This window comes from Ruegeria sp. SATB027 (assembly GCF_059613825.1).
In genome coordinates this window covers 55,461-78,168 of sequence record NZ_JBXWTH010000077.1, presented here as the reverse complement: position 1 = coordinate 78,168, position 22,708 = coordinate 55,461, and the positions used below count along the sequence as shown (strand labels likewise).

The window sequence follows — 22,708 nt, the reverse complement described above, 5'->3', positions numbered from 1 at the left end:
GTGAGAATGGAAACCTTTTCGCTAGGCGTTGTCCTATTCACCCTGATCGTTCTGGCGCTGGTGGCAATCATTATGGCTGCGCGTTCCAAGCTGGTGTCGACCGGCAACGTCAACATCACCATCAACGGTGAAAAGACTATTTCGGTTCCGGCGGGTGGCAAACTGCTGCAAACATTGGCGGCCGAAAAACTGTTTGTTCCATCAGCTTGCGGTGGTGGTGGTACCTGTGCCCAGTGCCGCGTGAAAGTGCATTCTGGTGGCGGTTCGATCCTGCCGACCGAAGAAAGTCACATCACAAAGCGCGAAGCATCCTGTGGCGACCGTCTATCCTGTCAGGTAGCGGTGAAACAGGACATGGAAATCGAGGTTCCAGAAGAGGTCTTTGGCGTCAAGAAATGGGAATGCACAGTTCGCTCGAACGACAACGTTGCGACCTTTATCAAGGCCCTTACTCTGGACCTGCCCGAAGGCGAGGATGTGAACTTCCGTGCCGGGGGCTACATCCAGATCGAAGCGCCTGCTCATCAGTTGAAATACACCGATTTCGACGTGCAGGAAGAATATCGCGAGGATTGGGATCGCTTCAATCTGTGGCAATACGAGTCGGTTGTGAACGAACCTATCGAGCGCGCCTATTCGATGGCCAACTATCCGGATGAAAAGGGCATGATCATGCTTAATGTTCGGGTTGCTTCACCGCCTCCGGGCTCAGAAGGAATTCCTCCGGGTCAGATGTCATCCTACATCTTTAACCTGAAGCCGGGCGACAAAGTCACAATCTCGGGTCCGTTTGGCGAGTTCTTCGCGCGTGAAACCAAGAAGGAAATGGTCTTCATCGGTGGTGGTGCCGGTATGGCACCGATGCGCAGCCACATCTTTGACCAGCTCAAACGCCTTGAGAACCGCGACCGCAAGATCAGTTTCTGGTACGGTGCGCGGTCCAAGAAAGAGATGTTCTTTGTCGAGGATTTCGACCAACTGGCGGAAGAGTTCGACAATTTTGAATGGCATGTCGCTCTGTCGGATGCCCAGCCCGAGGATGAATGGAAAGGCTATACCGGCTTCATCCACAACGTTCTGTTCGAAGAATACCTCAAGAACCACCCGGCACCCGAGGATTGCGAATACTACATGTGTGGACCGCCAATCATGAACCAGTCGGTTATCAACATGCTGCTGGATCTGGGCGTGGATCGCGAAGACATCATGCTCGACGATTTTGGCGGGTAACTAAAGTAACCGGCGCTGAGTGCGCCGGTTTTTTTCATTCCGGCGCCAGATCGACCTATTTTCCGTAATAGTCCCGATACCAAGCGACAAACTGTGCGATACCGTCCTTCAGGTCGGTCTGCGGGCGATAATGCGTCAGCCGTTGCAACAGTCGATTGTCAGCCCAGGTGGCATGAACATCGCCCATCTGCATTGGCATGAAGTTTTTGACCGCTTTTTGGCCAACAGCCTCTTCGATGGCTTCTATGAAATCCATCAGACGCACCTTGTCTCCGTTGCCAATGTTGACGATGCGGTACGGTGCAACGGGCGACAAGCTGTCACCATCTTCGATATCCGCGCGGCTGGTTGGGCGGACCGGCGGAACATCGATCAGCAACCTGATCCCACGCACAAGGTCTTCTACATGCGTGAAGTCGCGATACATGTCGCCATGATTGTAGATGTCGATTGGTCTGCCATCCAGTATCGCAGCGACGAATTTGAAATAGGCCAGATCGGGGCGCCCCCAAGTGCCGTAAACGGTAAAAAATCGAAACATGGTGGTCGGCAAATCCCACAGATGGGCATAGGAATGCCCCATCGCCTCATTTGCCTTTTTGGTGGCGGAGTAGATCGTCAGTTGGGTGTCGGCTTTTTCTGTTTCGATGAACGGCATGTCCTCGTTTGCACCGTAGATTGATGAGGTCGACGCCATCAAAAGATGTTCCACTTTGTGCTGACGCGCGATTTCCATCACATTGAACGTGCCCACAACGTTCGACTCGATATAGCTGCGAGGATATTCAAGGCTGTGCCGCACGCCTGCCTGCGCGGCCAGATGGACGATGACATCGGGCTGAAACTCCTCAGCGACCTGCACAAGACGGTCAAAGTTTTCCAAACGGTCTTCAGTTGCCGTAAATCCCGGGGTTTGAAGCAGTATCAGATGTCGACGTTGTTTCAGGGTCACATCATAATAGTCGGTCATCCCGTCATAGCCTTGTACCTGAAACCCTTCTGCCAAAAGCAACTTGGCCAGGTGGAACCCGATGAACCCGGCAGAACCTGTAATCAATACTCGTTTCATGAAACCCTCAGAACTCACTGCAAATTCATCGCTGATCGAAAGGCGTTGATCCTATCATCAGATCAACTGCTTGCGAACATCCTGCGGGCCATATCGGACAATCTAAGGCTCGTGGTCAACACTTTGCCTACTCAAACAGTTGTTGATTGCGACCACTACGCAGGGCAGGTAGGGATCAAATGCCATGATAAAAGACTGGATCAGACGGCGGTTCCAATCCGCGGCGAAGGAAAGCACCAATGCGATGCCATGCGACGTGGCACCCGCGGAAAAGGTGACAGCTGTCGGTGATATTCACGGCTGTCTTGATTTGCTTCAGGCGGTTTTGCCACGACTCGACGATCAAAGCCCACTGGTCTTTCTGGGCGATTACATCGATCGGGGGGCATACAGCGCGCAGGTACTGCGGCATTTGCATCACCTGAGTGAGGCGTCAGACGGGCGGGTGCAATGCCTGCTTGGCAATCACGAAGAGATGCTGCTGCAATTTGTAAACGACCCGGAACGATACGCCAGGCTTTGGTTTCATAACGGCGGAGCGGAAACTTTGGCATCTTTCGGTCTCGAATGTCCCGATGAGTTGGACAGTGGCAAGCATCTGCCTGAACTGGCAGAGCGTCTGCGGCACAAGATGGGCGACAGCTTGCTGGACTGGCTTGCAAATCTGCCGCTGACCTGGACCAGCGGCAACGTCACCTTTGTCCACGCGGCACTTGATCCGCGGCTATCCATTCAATCCCAGGATCGCCAGATCTGTCTATGGGGTCATCCGATGTTTCCACGGCTTGCACGCAGCGACGCGCAATGGGTTGTACACGGTCATACAATTGTAAGCCACCCCCGGGTAAAAAACCGGGTTGTGTCGATCGATACAGGTGCCTTTGCCTCAGGCAGATTAACTGCCGTTGAAATAGACAGCGGCAGCGTCGGGTTTCTTTCAACCAGTTGAAACTATCCTACGATCATCTGCTTCATGCGAAGCGCTTCATACTCCAATTCCCTCAGACGGAAATGCACCACGTCACCGATAGTGATGACACCGCACAAATTGCCATCACGCAGAACCGGCATATGGCGGAAACGCCCTTCGGTCATGGTTTTCAGCACGTCATTCAGCGTATCCTCGGGCGTACAGGCCTTTACATCCCCGGTCATCAGGTCTTCGACCGACTGTGGCAGGGTCTGTCCGGGCGTATCGGCCATGCGACGCACGATGTCGCGTTCCGACAAGATCCCTTGCAATGCCCCGTTCTGATCTGTCACCAGAACAGCGCCAATCCGCTTTTCCTTGAGCGTGTTCACCACCGAATGGATGGTATCATTAGGCCGCACCGAAAACACCGCATCCCCTTTACCCTCAAGCAACTTGGCCACGGTCGTCTGCGAATGCGACAGGTTTGATTCCGCTGATTGGCTGTAGGTTGTCTTGTCAGCCTTGTCACCGCGCGACGGCGACTGGTAAGAGGTTGGAGCCATGGGCAATCTCCTTTTGGTTCTTGCAAAGTCTTTCCCTTTCACCTTAGCGCAGCTAAACGACCTGTATAGGGTACAATTGCATGAGTTGGCCAAACGCAGGTCAGGAAAGGGAGCTTAAGCCTTTGAATGAACTCTATCTTACGCCCCCCGTTGCCGCGCTGATCTTCTTTGCGGCTGTCGTGTGCGGTCACAACTTTCGCATGGCGTGGAAGCAACAGCAGCCCGGGTGGCGCAAACGCGCGTGGTTGTTTGGTATTCCGGCCGGAACTGGTCTTTTGCTGTTGGGTTTCCTTCCGCTGAAACTTTAATGCCAATTTGACTCTGGCGGGGACCGCTGTCATATGCCGGGCACAGAATGTCCCGGAGAACGCCCAATGCGTCTTTTGCCCATACTGGTCTTTTTCACCCTTCTTTCAGGCTGTCTTTTTGACAAGGAACCCGAAGTGGTCCGTCTGTCCGGTGAGACAATGGGCACGACCTACAATATCACCGCAATTGGCGAAGACCTTGACGAAGACGCACTGGCTGCGGCCGTCAGTGATAAGTTGGCAGCTGTGAATGCCAAGATGTCCAATTGGGATCCGAACTCCGAGGTTTCCGTTTTTTCCGCGTCGTCCAGCACAGATCCAATGCCTGTTTCCGACGAATTTGCGCTGGTTCTTTCGGCGGCGAACGAAGTGCACGCGAAATCCGGTGGCATTTTCGACGTAACCCTCGGCCCTTTGATCGAACTTTGGGGTTTTGGCCCACGCAAACCCGAGGACCCGGTGCCATCTGATGCCGATATCAACGCAGCGCTGAACGGTGTAGGTCAGGGCCGCTTGCTGAAGCTCGATACACATGCTGCTACGCTTGCCAAGTCAAACGCCAGTGTGGGCATTAACCTGTCCGCGATTGCAAAAGGCTATGGAATTGACGCTGTTGCGGAAACCTTGCAGGCTGCTGGCATCGAAAACTATCTGGTCGAAATTGGCGGCGATCTTGTGGCCAAAGGTAAGAATGACGAGGGCGAAGCGTGGCTCATTGGTATCGAGAAACCTGAAACGGGTTCGCAAACCATCCAACTGGTTGTTTCACTGGATGATCGGGGCATGGCCAGCTCGGGCGATTACAGGAATTTCTTTGAACAGGATGGAGTGCGCTATTCGCATATCATCGATCCGACAACAGGCCACCCGATCACGCATCGCACCACCTCGGTTACCGTGCTGGCCGAAAACGCGATGATGGCCGATGCCTGGGCAACAGCCATGCTGGCTTTGGGTCAGGAAAAGGGTCTTGCTTTGGCGGAGGAGCATAAACTTGCCGTGTATTTCATCTCGCGGGATGTGACAGGCGGCGAAGATGCCTATATCACTGCCCATAGTGCGGCGTTCAAAGACGCGCTGGGATTGAACTGACTGTTGGAGCTGAGATGAGTACCTTTATTCTGGCCTTCATTCTTCTCGCTCTCGTCATGGTGGGCATGTCATTGGGTGTCATGCTGATGGGAAAGACCATCAAAGGCAGCTGCGGTGGTCTAAACGCGATCTCGGGCGCTGACAAATGCGTTGTCTGCCAAAAAGACATCGACCCCGACAGCCCACTGCGCGACAAGCTGCAATGTAAACGCGCCAAGAAGATGCTGGAACAAATGGACCGTCAGGCCTGACGCAGGTTTTGCTTCGTTGTGCGGACAGAAGGGGCTAACTAGGCCCTCGTGACTTTTGGGGAAGGGCGTCAACTTGGCCAAGGCAAAAAACATCCTGTTCATCATGTTCGACCAGCTGCGCTGGGATTATCTGAGCTGCTACGGCCATCCACATCTGCATACTCCAAATATCGATCGTCTGGCTGCCAAAGGCGTGCGCTTCAACCGCGCCTATATCCAATCACCGATCTGCGGCAGCTCTCGCATGTCCACCTACACAGGGCGCTATGTGCATTCTCACGGCGCGTCGTGGAACGGAATTCCGTTGAAAGTCGGCGAGATAACGATGGGTGATCACCTGCGTAAGGCGGGGATGGATTGCTGGCTGGTCGGCAAAACCCATATGCGTGCAGACGCCGAAGGGATGGCGCGGCTTGGTCTGGAACCTGACAGCTTGATAGGTGCGCGCGTCGCCGAATGTGGGTTTGACGTATATGAACGGGATGACGGTATGCTGCCCGAAGGTCCGGATGGGTATTATGACCCGGACGGGGCAAAGGAATACAACAAGTTCCTGAAAGCAAAGGGGTATGAGAGTGACAATCCCTGGCATGACTTTGCCAATTCCGGACTGGATGCGGATGGGAACGTTCTGTCTGGCTGGTTTCTGAAGAATTCACCCGAAGCCGCGAATATTGCCGAGGAAGACAGCGAAACGCCCTATCTGACCGGGCGCGGGATCGAGTTCATGGAAACGCGTGATGGCCCGTGGTGCTGTCATCTGAGCTTTATCAAGCCGCATTGGCCGTACATCGTACCGAACCCATACGCCTCGATGTATGGGCCGGAACATGTGTTGCCTGTGGTGCGATCCGAGGCGGAACGTCAGAATGCGCATCCCGTGCTCAAAGCCTTCATGGACACAAAGATCGGCCAGACCTTTTCGCGGCAGGATGTGCGTGAGGCGGTTATCCCGGCCTATATGGGGCTGATCAAGCAAGCCGATGATCAGATGGGCCGCCTGTTGGACTGGATGGAGAGAACCGGGCGGATGGAAAATACGATGATCGTGTTGACATCAGACCACGGTGATTTTCTGGGCGATCACTGGATGGGGGAAAAGACCTTTTTCCACGACGCCTCAACCAGAGTGCCGTTGATCATTTATGACCCGTCGCCCGAGGCGGACGCGACACGTGGCACAGTCAGCGATGCGCTTGTAGAATCCATCGACCTTGCACCGACCTTTGTCGATGCGGCTGGTGGGGAAGTGGCGACGCATATTCTGGAAGGTCACTCCCTGCTGCCCATCCTTTATGGGGAGGTGGACACGTTGCAACGCGATGTGGTGATCTGCGAATATGACTACTCGGCTTCGCCAATCGCAAATGTTTTGGACATGTCGGTCCGCGATGCGGTGATGTTCATGGTCGCAAGCAAGAAATGGAAACTGATCCATTGTGAAGGTGGGTACCGGCCAATCCTGTTCAATTTGGAGAATGACCCTGATGAGTTGAACGATCTGGGTGACAGCGCCGAACATGCCGGTGTAATCGCCGAAATGTACGAGCACCTGTTCGCCTGGACGCGGCGGGCGTCACAGCGCACGACCCGGTCCGAGCAGCAATTGATTGAAATGCGCACCAAAAGCCGGGGCAGGGGTGTTGTTCTGGGCGTTTATGATGAAAACGATGCACCACTGGATCTGACAGTCAAATACCGCAATCGCAAGGCGCGCCCTTTCCAAAGCTATCTGAAGGACTAACACCTCTGTGTTGGTTATAATTGTACATCATTGCAAAAGGCGGTTCACCCGTCGAAGTCCAAAGGATAGAAGGTGACCCAAGAGCAGCAAATGGAGTACATCAATGGCCACCCCCAAACCTGTAGTCCTGTGCATTCTTGATGGTTGGGGCCTGTCCGAGGACACAAAAGCCAACGCACCCTATCTGGCAAACACGCCGACGTTTGACGCGATCATGTCTGAGTGCCCGCATTCAACCCTGATCACCCACGGCCCCGATGTGGGTCTGCCTAGCGGGCAGATGGGCAACTCAGAGGTCGGGCACACCAATATCGGTGCAGGGCGTGTGGTCGCCATGGATCTGGGCCAGATCGACCTTTCCATTGAAGACGGGACATTCTTTGAAAACGAAGCTCTGCAAGCTTTCATCGCCAGTGTTAAGTCCGTTGGCGGTACTGCGCATCTGATGGGGTTGATCTCGGATGGAGGCGTGCATGGTCATCTGAACCATATCCTTGCCGCAGCCACTGCCATAACGGATGCCGGTGTCCCGGTTGCACTGCACGCAGTGACGGACGGGCGTGATGTCGCGCCAAGGTCAGCTCTGACTTACATCGCTGAGCTGGAAGAACGCCTGCCCGAAAACGTACGCATCGTCACCGTGAGCGGGCGGTACTTTGCCATGGATCGCGACAATCGCTGGGAGCGTGTCAGTGAAGCATATGGTGCAATGGTCAACGGGCAGGGCCGAACAGCCAGCAGCGCCCATGGCGCGGTTGATCACGCCTATAACCAGTCCGAATCTGACGAGTTTGTCACACCAACCGTATTGACGGGATATGACGGTATTCACGATGGCGACGGTTTCTTTTGCCTGAACTTCCGCGCTGACCGCGCACGTGAAATCCTGCGCGCCCTCGGAGAGCCCGGATTTTCCGAGTTCGCGACAGGACCGCGCCCGAAGCTTTCAGCACTGCTGGGCATGGTCGAGTACTCTGACGGGCATAATGCTTACATGACCACGGTTTTTCCAAAGCGCGCGATTGTAAATACGCTGGGCGAATGGGTCGCCAAGCAAGGGCTCCGTCAGTTCCGACTGGCGGAAACCGAGAAGTACCCGCATGTTACGTTCTTTTTGAATGGCGGTAAGGAGACGCCCGAACTAGGTGAGGACCGCTTTATGCCGAGCTCGCCGAAAGTGGCGACCTACGATCTACAGCCCGAAATGTCATCCGCAGAGGTTACGGCGAAGTTTATCGAAGCCATCGAAGGCGGGTATGACCTGATTGTTACAAATTATGCCAACCCCGATATGGTTGGTCATACAGGTGATCTGAATGCCGCAATCAAAGCATGTGAAGCTGTCGATCAGGGGTTGGCGCAAGTCATTGCGGCTCTTGAAAAGGTCAAGGGGGCGATGATTATCACGGCCGATCATGGTAATTGCGAAGTCATGGTCGATCCTGTGACCGGCGGCCCGCATACGGCCCATACGCTCAATCCTGTTCCCGTAGCGCTGGTTGGCGGGCCAGAAGGTGCGAAATTGCGCCAAGGACGTTTGTCCGATCTCGCCCCGACCCTGCTTGAACTGATGGGTTTGCCTAAACCCCCGGAAATGACCGGGGAAAGCCTGCTGTCATGAAACCGGCTGCTCTGGCAGTGTGTCTGTTTTTGGCCTTGCCGGCGCTGGCCCAGCCAGACGCTTCCAAGGCTGCTTTGGATGCAGCGCAGATGCTCGAACAGGCGTCCATCGCGTTATCCGAAGCCGAAAGTGCCCGGGACCGGGTCAATGCTCTTACGGAGACGATCCATGCCTATGAGGCCGGGTTGGGTGCGATGCGGGTGGGACTGCGCCAAGCGGCTACCCGCGAGGCGCAACTGAGTGCCGAGTTGCGGACGCGCGAAAAGGAAATCCGGCGATTGCTTGGTGTTCTGCAAACCATTGAAACGACCGAACCACCCGTTTTGATGTTACATCCCTCCGGCTCGCTGGGGGCTGCCCGCGCGGGTATTATGCTGTCCGAGGTCACCCCCGGCCTGAACGCCAGCGCGCAGGAACTGGCGCAGGACCTGAATGAAGTGCAGACATTGCGTGTCTTGCAGCAAAAGGCCTCGGAAACTTTGACAGAGGGTCTGACGGGCGTTCAGGCGGCCCGCACCCGCCTGAGCGAGGCAATCGCTGACCGCACGGATTTGCCCCGCCGTTTCGTGGAAGACCCGGTGCGTACGGCCATTCTGATCTCATCGACCGAAACACTGGATGGTTTTGCAAGTGGTCTGTCCGAGATCTCGGAAGGAGAGATCCTCGACAGCAATGCCAGCGTCTTGGACAGGAAAGGCCGGATATCAATGCCGGTACAGGGCATCTTGCTGCACAAGGCCGGTGAAACGGACGCCGCTGGTGTCACGCGCCCCGGCCTGATCGTGGGGACACGCCCGCGCGCCTTGGTCACATCGCCAACCGCTGCGACAATTCGCTATCGCGGGCCGCTGCTGGACCTCGGGAACCTGATAATACTTGAACCTCAATCGGGTCTTTTGTTCGTGTTTTCCGGTTTGCAGGAGGTCTATGGCCAGACCGGTCAGGTGATCCCAGAGGGCACACCAGTTGGTCTGATGCCCGGTGAAATGCCGGAAATAGGCGCAATTTTGTCAACAAGCAGTGATGGCACTGGAACTGACCGCTCAGAAACGCTCTATATAGAGGTAAGAGAAGACAATCGCCCCGTGGACCCGGAATCGTGGTTTCGGACCGACAAGGATGGATAAACGCGTATGAAGAAATTTGTGGTGGCCGGTCTGGCTGGAACTGTGGCAGGTATTCTTGCAACAACTCAGATTGCAGGACCCCTGCTGGCGCAGGAGGCCGAGAACAAGGCAAGCGTCTATGAACAGCTGGATTTGTTCGGCGACATTTTCGAACGTATCCGCGCCCAGTATGTCGAGGAGGTTGAGCCGGAAGAACTGATCGAGGCGGCCATTGACGGTATGTTGACATCTCTTGATCCGCATTCGAGTTATCTTTCTCCTGACGACGCCGAACAGATGCGCGTGCAGACCCGGGGTGAGTTTGGTGGGTTGGGTATCGAAGTCACGCAGGAAGAAGGCTTTGTCAAAGTCGTCTCACCTATTGACGATACCCCCGCCGACGCAGCCGGAATCGAAGCCGGGGATTTCATCACCCATGTGGACGGCGAAAGTATTCTGGGCCTGACACTGGACAAAGCGGTTGACCTGATGCGCGGCCCGGTCGGATCCGAAATTATCATCACCGTCGTACGCGAGGGTGAGCCTGATCCCTTCGATGTCACAATTATCCGTGATACAATCAAGTTGACCGCTGTGCGCGCACGGACCGAAGGCACCAGTGTCGTGCTGCGTGTAACCACGTTCAACGACCAGACCTTCCCGAACCTGCAGGAAGGATTGCAGGAACAGATTGCCGAAGCGGGTGGCATCGACAAGGTGAACGGTTTTGTTCTGGACCTGCGCAACAACCCAGGCGGCCTGTTGACTCAGGCGATCAAAGTCTCGGACGCGTTCCTGAACGAAGGCGAAATTGTTTCCACGCGCGGCCGCGACCCGAATGAGGGTGAGCGGTTCAACGCCACCCCCGGGGATCTGGCTGAAGGCAAGCCAATTGTGGTGCTGATCAATGGCGGCTCGGCCTCGGCATCCGAGATTGTGGCCGGTGCATTGCAGGATCATCGCCGCGCTATCGTTGTGGGCACCAAGAGCTTTGGCAAAGGATCCGTGCAGACGGTCATGCCGCTGCGCGGCGACGGCGCTATGCGCCTGACCACATCGCGCTATTACACGCCATCAGGACGATCAATCCAGGCCCTTGGCGTCAGCCCGGACATCATTGTTGAACAGCCTCGCCCTGCACCTGCAGAAGAAGAGGAAGAGAGCAACGGGCGTACCCGGTCCGAAGCTGACCTGCGCGGCAGTCTGAACAATGACAGCCTGAGCGAGGATGAAATCCGCCAGATCGAGGAAGATCGTGCAAGGGCCGAAGCAACCGCTGAGTTGAGGAAAGAGGATTATCAACTGGCATATGCCATAGACATCCTCAAAGGCTTGTCAGCGTTCACCCCGCACGGGCCGTCCCAATAACCAAACCAATGGGTCGCGTACAACGCGGCCCTTTTCTTTCTCGCGAGATTTCATTTCATCATCCAGCAGCGCAATCCGAAGGCGTCGCGCAGAGTGCGCATAACCGAATGGATGATCCGATTTCGCAAGCGTTTCAGCCGTCTCCGCGGCTTACCCGTCGGAACGCGCGTTTCAGCATATCCAGCTCCGCGCGCAAAAGGTCCAATTCAGCCCTGAGATCATCGGCGGCGGGCTCTCCTGCTATTATGGAGAAACTCCCAATTTTATCGACACTGCCTGCGTCGACTATGACGAAGCTGTGCACGCCTTCGGACAGGGCTGTGACGGGTACCTGCACATACAGATTCCATCCGTTGTCTGTAGGTGAAAGCTCAACACTCTCCAGAGCTTTGCCCAGATATCGAACCTCCAACTCTGGTTGCCGTTCGGCCTCAACATGGCCGTGCCAAATACCGTTTTCGAACCGAATGAAAGTCAGGGATGGTTGTGTCATCTTTGATCGTCTCACAAGTCCGCGCGATGGAAGCGGCAAAACGTAAGGTCTCGCACACTCATACGGTTCATCTGCGGTTTCTCAAAAATAAGATCCAGCCAGATCTTTTCGATCCGACGTTCATTCAGAGGCAGGTGAGCCAGGTCGAAATCAACTGCGTTTACGGTTTCAGAAGGGTCTAGCTGCCGCAAAACCTGCTCCATGTTGGGCCCGTGCTGAACATTGAGACGCGCAAACACGCCAGACGGTTTCTCGCAGTCAATCAGGGTTTCCAACCGGATCAGATGCTCGCGTGTCAGGTCGCGGGCGACCTCACGCGGCAAATCGATTGATACCGACAGGAACGACCCCTCGAAGCCAAAGACCTCGACCTCCAGACTGAACGGGGCCAGATCACTTGCCCCCCGGTTGCGGATTTGCCGCACAGCGATTTCGGTCAACGGGCAGTCGTGAAATAAGCTGACCTGATCGTCCATTACCGTTTTACGGGGAACAGAGGCCATGCCGGATTGCAACAACGGCGCGCGCCACAGGCTTGGTCGCCAGCTCCAGTCGGTGCCGACAGGCCGGTGAAACTGAGTTGATCCTATTTTCGGGCGGAGCAAGCGCGCATCTGCCAGTTGGATCAGGCGATCCAGTTGTCCACGCAGACTGCGCGCCTGATCGCGTTTCACCCGCAACTCGGCCTGCGCCGAATCTGGCGCCTGCCGCACGGCCCGGCGCCAGCGGCCGAGCGTCCGGCGATGAATATAGCGATCCAGAATCCTGCGCATGGTCTCTTCGTCCGATAATGTCCTTCTTTAGTCAAAGAAATGAGTAGGAATAAACCCGCAATCACAAAAACACTACTTAAGCGCTACGTTTTCCGGTTGGTGGCTAAGCGTAAAAAAGATAGGTGCCGGATTAGGAGCCTGACCCCGTCAATTCTTGCAATACGTCGGGTCAATGCTTACCGTCTGTTTCCTAAAAATGGGTTACCCCTGAACAGCCAAACATCAGTTCAGCTATCGATAAGGCCAGGCTATGGAGCCCACATTATTTTCCTTTATTTGGAAGCATTCAAAAAAACAGCAACTTGTCCTGCTGCTGTTAACGGTCCTGTCTTTCCCGTTTCTGTATGCGTCGCTGGAGCTGCCTAAGCAAATCATCAACGATGCCATCGGTGCGCCAGGCGATACGGTGACAATCTGGGGCATTACAGTGTCTCAGGTTCAGTACCTGATGATATTATGCTTTGCATTTCTGGCTACTGTAATTGCCAGCGGGTTGATGAAGATGCGCATCAATACGATGAAAGGCATCTTGTCCGAACGCATGCTGCGCCGTCTGCGCTATACCCTGATTCAACGCACAATGCGGTTCCCAAAGTCCTATTTCGCGACCACCAGCCAAGGAGAGCTGGTCTCGATGATCACATCCGAGGCCGAGCCGATGGGCGGCCTTATGGGGGATGCGATCGCGCAACCGGTGTTTCAGTTTGGTCAGATGATGACAATCGTCACCTTTCTGTTCATGCAAAGCATCTGGTTCGGTCTGGCAAGCATCGCGCTGATCCCGCTTCAGGCCTGGTTAATTCCCAAGCTACAACGTCAGATCAACTTGCTGAACAAGGATCGTATTCAGGAGGTTCGGCGTCTGAGCTCGGAAATCGGGGAAAGCGCGGCGGGCATCAGTGACCTGCGCACGAATGGCGGTTGGCGGTATCGTCTGGCGCAGTTCAGTCACAGGTTGGGGACCTTGTTCGAGATCCGGTTCAAGATCTACAACAAGAAATTCTTTATGAAGTTCCTGAACAATTTGATCACTCAGATGACGCCATTTCTGTTTTATTCGGTGGGCGGATACCTGGCGATCACGGGCGAGGTGACAGTAGGTGCACTGGTTGCCGCGTTGGGCGCGTACAAAGACCTAAGCGGGCCCTGGAAAGACCTTCTGACCTACTACAACCAGGTACAGGACATGTCCCTGCGGTGGGAGGTGGTCACCGAAAGATTTGCCCCGGACAACATGATCCCCGAAGAGCTGTTCATCGGCGAGCCGGAAACCATCCCACATCTGACCGGTGATATCGAATTGCGCAATGTGACCGTTCGCGATGGCGACGGCAAAACCATTCTGGAAGACATTGATCTGACCATCCCGCGGGGCGCGCGTGTGGCGATTCAATCAACCCATGCGTCGGAACGTAGTGCGTTGGGCCAGTTGCTGACCCGCGAGGTTCTGCCTGTTCAGGGGGATGTGGTCATAGCTGGCCACAAGCTGGACGAATTGCACCAATCAGTTATCGCGGCCCGGATCGGGTATGCCTATTCACGCCCCTATCTGTTTGACGGGACTTTGGGCGATAACCTCATGATGCCGTTGCGCACCCACCCGCAACACGAGGCAGATGCCATAAGAACCCCGTCCCGTCGTCAGATCGAGTCTGTTCGGGCGGGTAACCCACCGGACTCGCTGGAAGATGAGTGGATTGATCCGGGGCTTGCCGGTCTGGACGATATCGATGGGATACGTGACTGGTGGTTCCAGCTGGTGGAAGCCATGGGGATTGACGAGTTCATGTTCCGGCGCACTCTGCGCTCCCAGTTTGATCCAGAAATACACCCTGTACTGGCACAGGAAATAGTCAGGCTGAGAGAAACCATCGCAGAACGGCTGAAGGCAAAAGGACTGGATCGGTATGTTTATCGGTTCGATCCCAACCAGTTTAACCCGGCTGTCCCGCTTGGGGGCAACCTGTTGTTCGCGGCACCGTCGCGAGACATATCTCCAGACATTCTGGCCGGAGACGCGCGGTTCGTGCAATTGCTCAGCACCCATGATCTGGCAGATGACGCGATCAGCATATCGAATGCTGTCATGGATACTCTTGGCAAGACATTTGGGCGGGACGGGGCTGACCATCCTCTGTTTCTGCGGCTTGGCATGTCAAAGGACATGTATCATCGGCTGCTCGACATCCAGGACCGGCGCAAAGCCAAAGGGAATGCCGCGCTGAGCGATCAGGAGCGCGCCTTGCTATTGACAGTGCCTTTCCTTCTGACCGCAGAACAGATCGGTCCTGATTTCCCAGAGGAATACAAGGAAAAAATACTTGCTATCCGCAAGACCCAGGCTGAACGGTTGCGTGGTGCCATGGACGGTTTGTTCATGTCTGTGGCGCCTGACATCTATGTGCCGCGCTTGACCGTGATGGAGAACGCGATCTATGGCCGGATATCGTTGATGGCGGGTGCCCATGCCGAAGATATCGAAGACATCGTTGCAGAGGCCATGAACGAAGCCGGTCTGCGCCGTCGGGCAGCGGCCATTATTTATGACCTTCCGTCCGGGCTGGGCGGCAACAACCTTCCAACCGTGTTTCAGGAGCGTGCCGCTTTTTCGCGCGCAGGCATCAAACGCCCCGACATCCTGATCCTGGACAAGGCACTAGCCAGCCACGACTCGGAAAGCCGGTTGCGCACGCGTCTGAAACTACGGGAACTGCTGCCCGATTCCATCATGATATTCATGGAGGATCATTTTGCACATCCCGAAGCCTATGACTTGTTTGTGGAAATCAAGGATGGACGGATCGACGGCGTCTCGCGAAGCAGACCAGCGCATGAGGACAGCACGTCGGACGATCTGAGCCGGAAACTCGAGATCCTGTCAGCAACGCAGCTGTTTTCAGGCCTGGATGGCAGAAACCAGAGGCTGCTGGCGTTTTCGGCGCAATGGTACGAAGCCAGCGCCGGGCAAGTCATTTTTTCCCGCGGTCAGGCACCGGATGCGGCCTATTTGTGTATTTCAGGACAGGCCAAACTGGATTGGTCCAATGAGGATGGAACGAAACGTACAATCTCGATCATAGAACCCGGTCGGCTTATCGGAGACCTGTCCATCATTACAGGGGAACCAAGGCAGCTGGATCTGGTCGCGACGGAAGATAGCAGCTTTTTGCGTATCGGCGCGGAAGAGCTGCGTGCCGTTGTTGAAAGCGATTCTTCGGTCGCTATGCAGTTGCTACAGACGGTTGCAGGGTATCTGACGACGCTCTCGAACAGAATCAGCGTGGCCCAGAACGCCGAAGACATGTTTCCGCCCGTGACAGATGAAACGGCGCAGGAAGGTATTGGTAAGGATGCCTAGTGCGTATTCAGCTCATGCGCGTTTGATCGAAACAGCCCGCGCCAAACCCGAACTCTGGCGTCTATTGCTGGGGCTGGCATTGATCGCCGTTTTGGTCAGCGTTTTGAACCTGGTGTTTTTCACCGTGGTCGCGGGGTTGGGCTCAGCGAAGTGGGCTCAGGAACTTTTGCAAGGCAGCACACCTTTGGCGCTGCTTTTGTTGCTGGCCAGTTTCGGGTTCATCATTCTTGGCGTGGCAGTGGCCGCGCGTCAGCTGCAGCACCGATCCTTGGGATCAATTTTCGGCCAGCGGGGTCTGGTTGCGACCCAATTTCTGAAAGTGCTGAAAGCCCTGCTTGTCTTGGGCGCTGTCGGTGTCTTGCTACCGCCCTACGGTTTGGGGGGATCTCTGTCAAAGAATCTGCCATTTTTAACATGGCTCTTGTTGCTTCCGGTCTCGGTATTGGTTGTCCTGATTCAGACCAGCGCCGAAGAAGTTCTGTTTCGAGGGTACATTCAGCAAGCCCTTGCCGCCAGGTTTCAGTCGCCCGTCATTTGGATGGGGATACCGTCTGTTTTGTTTGCCGCTGGCCATTACACAACGGAACTGGCAGGAGAAAATGCAATTCTGTTTGTGCTGTGGGCATTAATGTTTGGGATGCTTGCATCCGATCTCACAGCGCGATCAGGGACATTGGGGCCAGCTATCGCCTTACATTTCTTCAATAACATCATCGCGCTATTGTTCGTTTCCCTGCCGGGTAATCTGAGCGGGCTGGCGCTTTTCTCGCTTCCGTTCGATGCATCTGACGCCGAACAGCTTCGTCCCTGGCTGTTGGTGGATTTGGCGGTGATGTTCGTATGCTGGCTGGCGGCGCGGCTTGCGATCAGGCGTTGATTGCATTTCTTCCCGTGGCGTCTTATTTGACGTCAACACCGCACAAGCCAAGGTTCCGACATGAACTGGATCACAAACTACGTCCGCCCCCGGATCAACTCGATCTTCTCTCGCCGCGAAGTGCCCGAAAACCTCTGGCAGAAATGTGACGAGTGCGGAACGATGCTGTTTCATCGTGAACTAGCGGAAAATCAGAACGTCTGTACCCAATGTGACCATCACATGGCGATTACTCCACGCGAGCGGTTTAATCACCTGTTCGACGGCGGTATTTTCACTGAGGTTGCAGTGCCAGCGCCAAAAGAAGATCCCTTGCATTTCCGCGACCAGAAGAAATACCCCGAGCGTATGCGAGCGGCGCAGAAAAAGACCGGCGAAAAAGAGGCGATGCTGGTTGCCAAAGGCGAAATCGGGCGCACGCCTATCGTTGCGGCAGCGCAGGATTTCTCCTTCATGGGCGGATCAATGGGCATGTATGTGGGCAACGCGATCATCGCGGCCGCTCAAGAAGCGGTTAAGCTAAAGCGCCCACTGATCCTGTTCTCGGCAGCGGGTGGAGCGCGGATGCAGGAAGGTATACTCAGCCTGATGCAAATGCCGCGCACAACCGTGGCCGTCGAAATGCTGAAAGAAGCAAATCTGCCCTATATCGTTGTGCTGACCCATCCCACCACCGGTGGTGTGACGGCGTCATATGCGATGTTGGGCGATGTCCACATCTCGGAACCGAACGCGCTGATCTGCTTTGCCGGTCCCCGAGTTATCGAGCAGACGATTCGCGAAAAGCTGCCCGACGGCTTCCAGCGGGCCGAGTACCTGCTGGATCACGGGATGCTGGACCGTGTCACCAAACGTACCGAGATGCGTGACGAACTGATCACCATCACCCGGATGCTGATGAACCAACCGCCGGCGATCAAAGGTGACCTGCCAGCACCGACACCGGATGAAACGGCCAAGGTCGCGCAGGCCGAAGAGACCGGGAAAAAATGAACACCAAGACATCTGACGCCATCCTCGACCGGATGATGGCGCTACACCCCAAGATCATTGATTTGACCTTGGATCGCGTCTGGCGATTGCTGGCCGCCTTGGACAATCCGCAGCTCAAGCTGCCACCGGTTATCCATGTTGCCGGGACCAATGGCAAAGGCTCGACCCAGGCCATGATCCGGGCGGGCTTGGAAGGGGCAGGGCGTTCCGTTCATGCCTACACCTCGCCCCATCTGGCGCGATTTCACGAACGTATCCGGTTGGCGGGCGAACTGATTTCAGAACCCGACCTGACTGCGGTTCTGGATGAGTGCTACGCGGCGAATGGCGGCGAAAACATCACGTATTTCGAGATCACAACCTGCGCTGCCTTGCTGGCCTTCTCTCGCTGCAAAGCGGATTACACTCTGCTTGAGGTCGGTTTGGGCGGACGGCTGGATGCAACAAATGTGATTGATGAACCGGCGGTGACAGTCATTACGCCTGTTTCAATCGATCATGAACAGTATCTGGGCGACACCTTGGGAAAGATTGCCGCCGAAAAGGCGGGCATTATCAAACCCGGTGTGCCATGCATCGTCGGCCCGCAGGAAGACGAGGCACTGGAGGTGATCGAGTACACAGCCGCCCGGTTGGGCGCACCGCTGCTTATACATGGCCAGCATTGGCACGTTCATGAAGAAAACGGGCGCTTGATCTATCAGGACGAAACCGGGTTGCGTGATCTGCCGCTCCCCAACCTGCTGGGTGCACATCAGTTCCAAAATGCCGGTGCCGCCTTGGCGGTTCTGCGTCATCTTTCAATGGGTGACACTGCCTACGAGGCTGCCGTGTCCAATGCCGATTGGCCCGCGCGTATGCAACGTCTCAAAACCGGTCCGCTGACCGAGCAAGCCCCCCAGGTCGAACTGTGGCTGGATGGAGGGCATAACGCGGCCGCAGGAATCGCGCTGGCCGATGTGCTGGCAAAGATGCCGCAACGCCCCACGCATTTAATCTGCGGTATGCTCAACACGAAAGACGTGACTGGGTATCTCGCGCCACTGTCCAGACTGGTTGCAAGCCTGACCGCCATCTCCATACCAGGCGAGGCGGCCACGCTCAGCGCCGATGAAACCGCCGCCGCTGCCACCAAAGTTGGCCTGCCTTCTTCAGTCGCTGCAAGTGTTTCGGAAGCGTTGAAGACAATCACGGACAAAGACCCACAGGCGCGTGTCCTGATCTGCGGCTCCCTTTATCTTGCCGGAAACATCCTGCGCGAAAACGGTTAAGCTTCATCTTTTCGCAAATACTCCGGGGGAGGCGCGCGCAGCGCGACGGGGGCAGAGCCCCTACTTCCCCCAGTTCTGGTCCTGCATTTCCCGCAGGCGCGATGCAGTACGCTCAAACTCAAAGGTGCCTTCTCCTTCGACATACAACATCTCGGGTTCCGCCGCAGCCGAGCAGATCAACCGAACTTTTGCCTCGTAGAGCGCATCTATCAGGATGACAAAGCGCTTGGCTTCATTGAAGTTATTTCTCGACAAACGGGGGATATCCTCAAGCACCAACACTTTAATTGCTTCTGCGATAGCCAGATAGTCCGCCGGTCCCAGCATCCGGCCACACAGGTCATAAAACGAAGCCCGTGCAACCCCGTTGCGAAATGCGGGCAGTTCGACGGCGCGGCCTTTGACCTGCAATATCAACGGATCAGCAGGTCCGCCTGCAAGATCGTTCCAGACATCCCGTAATTTCTGCCGCGCTTCTGGTCCGATGGGTGTAAAATAGACCGGAGCCCCCTCTAATCTGTTCTGACGGTAATCCGTGGGCGATACCAGTTCCCATACCTGCAACTGGTCTTTGATATGGGCAATAAAAGGCAGGAACAATTGCCGGTTCAACCCATCCTTATACAGCGCGTCCGGATGCCTGTTCGACGTGGTCACGACAACAACGCCACCTTCATGCAGCAGGTCAAACAAACGGCCGACGATCATCGCATCCGTAATGTCAGTGATCTGCATCTCGTCGAAGGCCAGCAGGCGGACGGATTTCACCACCTCCTTTGCCACGGGTGCCAGAGCATCTTCGACGTTCTCTTTCCGGGCCTTGTGCATTCCGGCATGGATTTCCTGCATGAAGGCATGAAAGTGAACGCGCCGTGCGGGGACTTCACCCAGCGTGTCGACGAACATGTCCATCAGCATCGATTTACCACGTCCGACGCCACCCCACAGGTACAGGCCTTTAGGTGGAGGCGGAGCCTTGCGGAAAAACCCTCGTTTAACCGGCTCGGCCAGTGCTGCACGGATGCGCTCAAACTGGGGTAACACGGCTTCTTGAGCGTCGTCACGCGTCAGAGTTCCATCCTCGACGCGGGCTTCGTAGTGCGAAATCAGATCCGTCATGACCCAGAGCCTTACCCATGACCCAGCCCGTTGAAAAGAAGCCTTTTCCCTGACGTATCAAATTTGCTTATCCGTGACCGCAAATCTGTTGAATTGACGCAACCCGTAAATCCAGTACGGTCCGTCGGACCAAGCTACCCGAGGTCTCTATGCCGCAATCCACCCGCATGTTGAACCCGATCCTGATCATTGGATGCATCATCATCACGGTCAGCTTTGCCGTGCGCGCGTCTTTCGGCGTGTTTCAGATTCCGATCGCCAGTGAATTTGGCTGGCTGCGCACGGATTTCTCATTGGCGATTGCAATCCAGAATCTGGCTTGGGGCATCGGTCAACCGATCTTTGCAGCTATCGCTGAGAAAGTAGGAGACCGAAAGGCCATTATCCTCGGCGCCTTGACCTATGCTGCTGGTCTGGTTCTGTCGGCCTGGTCCGTCACACCGCTCGAGCATCAGGTTTATGCGTGGCTGGTTGGGTTTGGCATTGCCGGTACCGGGTTCGGTGTGGTTTTGGCTGTGGTCGGTCGCGCTTCCTCTGATGAAAACCGGTCCATGTCGCTGGCCATCGTTACCGCCGCGGGCAGCTTTGGGCAGGTTCTGGGCGCGCCGACGGCTGAGTGGTTGCTGTCATTCCTGCCCTGGCAACAAGTCTTCGTCGTGTTTGCCGCTGCGATTCTTGCGCTGGTATTGACCTTGCCTTTCATGCGGGCGCCTCAACCAGCTTCAAAGGCAGAGTTGCAAGAAAGCATGGGAGAAATTCTGGGGAAGGCGTTCCGAGATCCTTCTTATGCTTTGATATTTATTGGGTTTTTTAGCTGCGGTTACCAACTTGGATTTATCACGGCCCACTTCCCCGCATTCGTGACCGAGATGTGCGGACCGATCCAAGCCGGCAGCGTGCTGCATTCCATCGGCATCACATCCACGTCCGCACTTGGCGCGGTATCGATTTCACTGATTGGTTTGGCCAATATCGCCGGGACCCTTGTGGCAGGTTGGGCGGGTAATCATTTTCCCAAGAAATATCTGCTGGCCTCGGTTTATGCCGGTCGAACGCTTGCTGCGGCGTTGTTCATCATTTTCCCGATAACGCCGCTGTCCGTCATTACATTCTCGCTGGTGATGGGGTCGCTTTGGTTGGCCACCGTTCCGCTCACGTCGGGTCTTGTCGCGCACCTCTATGGTTTGCGTTACATGGGAACACTCTATGGCATAATCTTCTTCAGCCATCAGGTTGGCAGCTTCCTGGGCGTCTGGCTGGGTGGGCGCATGTATGACCAGTATGGTGACTATGCCCTGGTCTGGTGGATCGGTGTGGCAATTGGGGCCTTTAGCGCCATCGTTCATCTACCGATCCGAGAGAACCGTCTGGCAGTCCCTGCCTGAAGTGACGTTTCGCGCTCGACCTACGTGCGCGTGCCAAGGGTAAAGCCGTGTGGGGTGTTAATCTAGCCGACTCGGTCCGGAAACAATCCTGCAAGGCCTTCGGCCGAGGCGGCACAGACGCCGCGTTCGGTGATAAGCCCCGTCACCAGCCGGTTGGGTGTGACATCAAAGGCAGGATTGCCACCTTCCGTCCCGTTCGGGGTGACGCGAACATCGGCAATATCCCCCTGTCCATCCACGCCCATGACATGGGTCACTTCTTTTGTATCGCGTTCTTCGATCGGGATTTCCGACACTCCATCCCGAACCGTCCAGTCAATCGTGGGCGAGGGCAGGGCGACATAAAACGGAACCCCGTTGTCCCGCGCCGCCAAGGCTTTCAGGTAGGTGCCGATTTTATTGCAGACATCGCCTTGTGCCGTGGTCCGGTCTGTACCGGTGATGACTGCGTCAACCAAACCATGTTGCATTAGGTGACCACCTGCATTGTCCACGATGTAACGATGGGGAATGCCGTGTTCACCAAGCTCCCAGGATGTCAGCGCCCCCTGATTTCGTGGTCGGGTCTCATCCACCCAGACATGAAGCGGAATGCCCGCGTCATGCGCATGATACATCGGGCTTGTCGCCGTTCCCCAATCCACCGTTGCCAGCCAACCGGCATTGCAATGCGTCAATAGCCGCACCGGTTCACCTGCGGGCTTTCGGGCTGCAATTTCTTTGATCAGTTGCAGCCCGTGGCGACCTATCGAGGCATTGATCTCAACATCTTCGTCTGCAACCTCCTGTGCCAGTGCCCAGGCCCGTTCAGCACGATCACTTGGGGCAAGTGGCATCAGCGAGTCGCGGCATCTGTCCAATGCCCATCGCAGGTTGATGGCCGTTGGCCGGGTCGCGTGCAATACGTCATATGCGGCATCGAACGAAGCGTCAGAGCTGTCACGGGACATCTGTTCGGCAATTCCAAACGCGGCTGTTGCACCAATCAGTGGCGCACCCCTGACCCACATGTCGCGGATCGCTGTCGCAAATTCATCCAGCGTTTTCAGGGTAACCACCCGAAAGTCATGGGGCAGCCAACGCTGGTCGATAACCCGAACCTCACCTGCCGATTTGTCCCACCAAATCGACCGGTAATGAGCACCCTGTACTTTCATAATTCGGTCTCCGTTTG

Annotated in this window: 20 protein-coding genes; 14 read left to right on the top strand and 6 right to left on the bottom strand. The window is 55.7% G+C overall.

The window, feature by feature from the left end; genetic code table 11:
* The first annotated feature begins 6 nt into the window (after window positions 1-6).
* The gene (nqrF, locus tag AC2FPW_RS19520; RefSeq protein ID WP_209507135.1) at window positions 7-1,230 is read left to right on the top strand and encodes an NADH:ubiquinone reductase (Na(+)-transporting) subunit F; all 1,224 of its coding nucleotides are present in this window, start codon (window positions 7-9) and stop codon (window positions 1,228-1,230) included.
* A 55-nt stretch (window positions 1,231-1,285) separates the two neighbouring features.
* On the opposite strand, the gene AC2FPW_RS19515 is transcribed toward nqrF, so the two are convergent.
* The gene (locus tag AC2FPW_RS19515) at window positions 1,286-2,299 is read right to left on the bottom strand and encodes an NAD-dependent epimerase/dehydratase family protein (protein WP_496815029.1); all 1,014 of its coding nucleotides are present in this window, start codon (window positions 2,297-2,299) and stop codon (window positions 1,286-1,288) included.
* Window positions 2,300-2,483: 184 nt separating this feature from the next.
* Between AC2FPW_RS19515 and AC2FPW_RS19510 the strand changes: the two genes are divergently transcribed.
* Entirely contained in the window at window positions 2,484-3,248 is a 765-nt protein-coding gene (locus AC2FPW_RS19510) for a metallophosphoesterase family protein (RefSeq protein WP_496815028.1), read from the top strand.
* Between the two features lie 2 nt (window positions 3,249-3,250).
* Here AC2FPW_RS19510 and AC2FPW_RS19505 read toward each other — a convergent pair whose 3' ends face one another.
* Window positions 3,251-3,775, bottom strand: a complete 525-nt coding sequence (locus AC2FPW_RS19505) for a CBS domain-containing protein (RefSeq protein WP_267366287.1) — start codon at window positions 3,773-3,775, stop codon at window positions 3,251-3,253.
* Window positions 3,776-3,855: 80 nt separating this feature from the next.
* Between AC2FPW_RS19505 and AC2FPW_RS19500 the strand changes: the two genes are divergently transcribed.
* From AC2FPW_RS19500 to AC2FPW_RS19470, 7 genes are all read left to right on the top strand, one after another.
* Complete coding sequence (locus tag AC2FPW_RS19500; RefSeq protein ID WP_267366289.1) at window positions 3,856-4,083, top strand: hypothetical protein; 228 nt, start codon at window positions 3,856-3,858, stop codon at window positions 4,081-4,083.
* Between the two features lie 66 nt (window positions 4,084-4,149).
* Window positions 4,150-5,175, top strand: coding sequence for an FAD:protein FMN transferase (locus AC2FPW_RS19495; protein ID WP_496815027.1), 1,026 nt, complete (start codon window positions 4,150-4,152; stop codon window positions 5,173-5,175).
* A 14-nt stretch (window positions 5,176-5,189) separates the two neighbouring features.
* Window positions 5,190-5,426: a (Na+)-NQR maturation NqrM gene (gene nqrM, locus AC2FPW_RS19490; RefSeq protein ID WP_267366293.1), complete on the top strand. Its 237-nt coding sequence runs from the start codon at window positions 5,190-5,192 to the stop codon at window positions 5,424-5,426.
* 73 nt (window positions 5,427-5,499) lie between these two features.
* Entirely contained in the window at window positions 5,500-7,170 is a 1,671-nt protein-coding gene (locus AC2FPW_RS19485; protein ID WP_496815026.1) for a sulfatase-like hydrolase/transferase, read from the top strand.
* A gap of 103 nt (window positions 7,171-7,273) precedes the next feature.
* Window positions 7,274-8,791: a 2,3-bisphosphoglycerate-independent phosphoglycerate mutase gene (gene gpmI, locus AC2FPW_RS19480; RefSeq protein ID WP_496815025.1), complete on the top strand. Its 1,518-nt coding sequence runs from the start codon at window positions 7,274-7,276 to the stop codon at window positions 8,789-8,791.
* A complete protein-coding gene (locus AC2FPW_RS19475) occupies window positions 8,788-9,918 on the top strand; it encodes a murein hydrolase activator EnvC family protein (protein ID WP_496815024.1) in 1,131 nt (376 codons plus the stop codon). Before gpmI ends, AC2FPW_RS19475 begins: the two co-directional genes overlap by 4 nt.
* Window positions 9,919-9,924: 6 nt before the next feature.
* Window positions 9,925-11,265, top strand: coding sequence for a S41 family peptidase (locus AC2FPW_RS19470; protein ID WP_209507125.1), 1,341 nt, complete (start codon window positions 9,925-9,927; stop codon window positions 11,263-11,265).
* A gap of 133 nt (window positions 11,266-11,398) precedes the next feature.
* Here AC2FPW_RS19470 and AC2FPW_RS19465 read toward each other — a convergent pair whose 3' ends face one another.
* Window positions 11,399-11,758 (bottom strand): hypothetical protein, encoded by a 360-nt coding sequence (locus tag AC2FPW_RS19465; protein ID WP_496815023.1) that lies wholly within the window; start codon window positions 11,756-11,758, stop codon window positions 11,399-11,401.
* Window positions 11,759-11,769: 11 nt separating this feature from the next.
* Entirely contained in the window at window positions 11,770-12,531 is a 762-nt protein-coding gene (locus tag AC2FPW_RS19460; RefSeq protein WP_496815022.1) for a DUF6478 family protein, read from the bottom strand.
* Window positions 12,532-12,781: 250 nt separating this feature from the next.
* Between AC2FPW_RS19460 and AC2FPW_RS19455 the strand changes: the two genes are divergently transcribed.
* The 4 genes from AC2FPW_RS19455 to AC2FPW_RS19440 are packed head-to-tail and all read left to right on the top strand — an operon-like array spanning window position 12,782 to window position 19,030.
* Window positions 12,782-15,889 (top strand): ABC transporter transmembrane domain-containing protein, encoded by a 3,108-nt coding sequence (locus tag AC2FPW_RS19455; RefSeq protein WP_496815021.1) that lies wholly within the window; start codon window positions 12,782-12,784, stop codon window positions 15,887-15,889.
* Entirely contained in the window at window positions 15,882-16,766 is an 885-nt protein-coding gene (locus AC2FPW_RS19450) for a CPBP family intramembrane glutamic endopeptidase (RefSeq protein ID WP_496815020.1), read from the top strand. The genes AC2FPW_RS19455 and AC2FPW_RS19450 overlap by 8 nt, the downstream gene beginning before the upstream one ends.
* 60 nt (window positions 16,767-16,826) lie before the next feature.
* Complete coding sequence (gene accD / locus AC2FPW_RS19445) at window positions 16,827-17,759, top strand: acetyl-CoA carboxylase, carboxyltransferase subunit beta (protein ID WP_209597255.1); 933 nt, start codon at window positions 16,827-16,829, stop codon at window positions 17,757-17,759.
* Window positions 17,756-19,030: a bifunctional folylpolyglutamate synthase/dihydrofolate synthase gene (locus AC2FPW_RS19440; RefSeq protein ID WP_496815019.1), complete on the top strand. Its 1,275-nt coding sequence runs from the start codon at window positions 17,756-17,758 to the stop codon at window positions 19,028-19,030. The genes accD and AC2FPW_RS19440 overlap by 4 nt, the downstream gene beginning before the upstream one ends.
* Before the next feature lie 60 nt (window positions 19,031-19,090).
* Here AC2FPW_RS19440 and zapE read toward each other — a convergent pair whose 3' ends face one another.
* Complete coding sequence (gene zapE / locus AC2FPW_RS19435; RefSeq protein WP_496815018.1) at window positions 19,091-20,149, bottom strand: cell division protein ZapE; 1,059 nt, start codon at window positions 20,147-20,149, stop codon at window positions 19,091-19,093.
* Window positions 20,150-20,298: 149 nt separating this feature from the next.
* On the opposite strand from zapE, the gene AC2FPW_RS19430 reads away from it, so the two are divergent.
* A complete protein-coding gene (locus tag AC2FPW_RS19430; protein ID WP_496815017.1) occupies window positions 20,299-21,534 on the top strand; it encodes an MFS transporter in 1,236 nt (411 codons plus the stop codon).
* Between the two features lie 62 nt (window positions 21,535-21,596).
* Here AC2FPW_RS19430 and mtnA read toward each other — a convergent pair whose 3' ends face one another.
* Window positions 21,597-22,691, bottom strand: coding sequence for an S-methyl-5-thioribose-1-phosphate isomerase (mtnA, locus tag AC2FPW_RS19425; protein WP_496815016.1), 1,095 nt, complete (start codon window positions 22,689-22,691; stop codon window positions 21,597-21,599).
* Window positions 22,692-22,708: the final 17 nt, after the last annotated feature.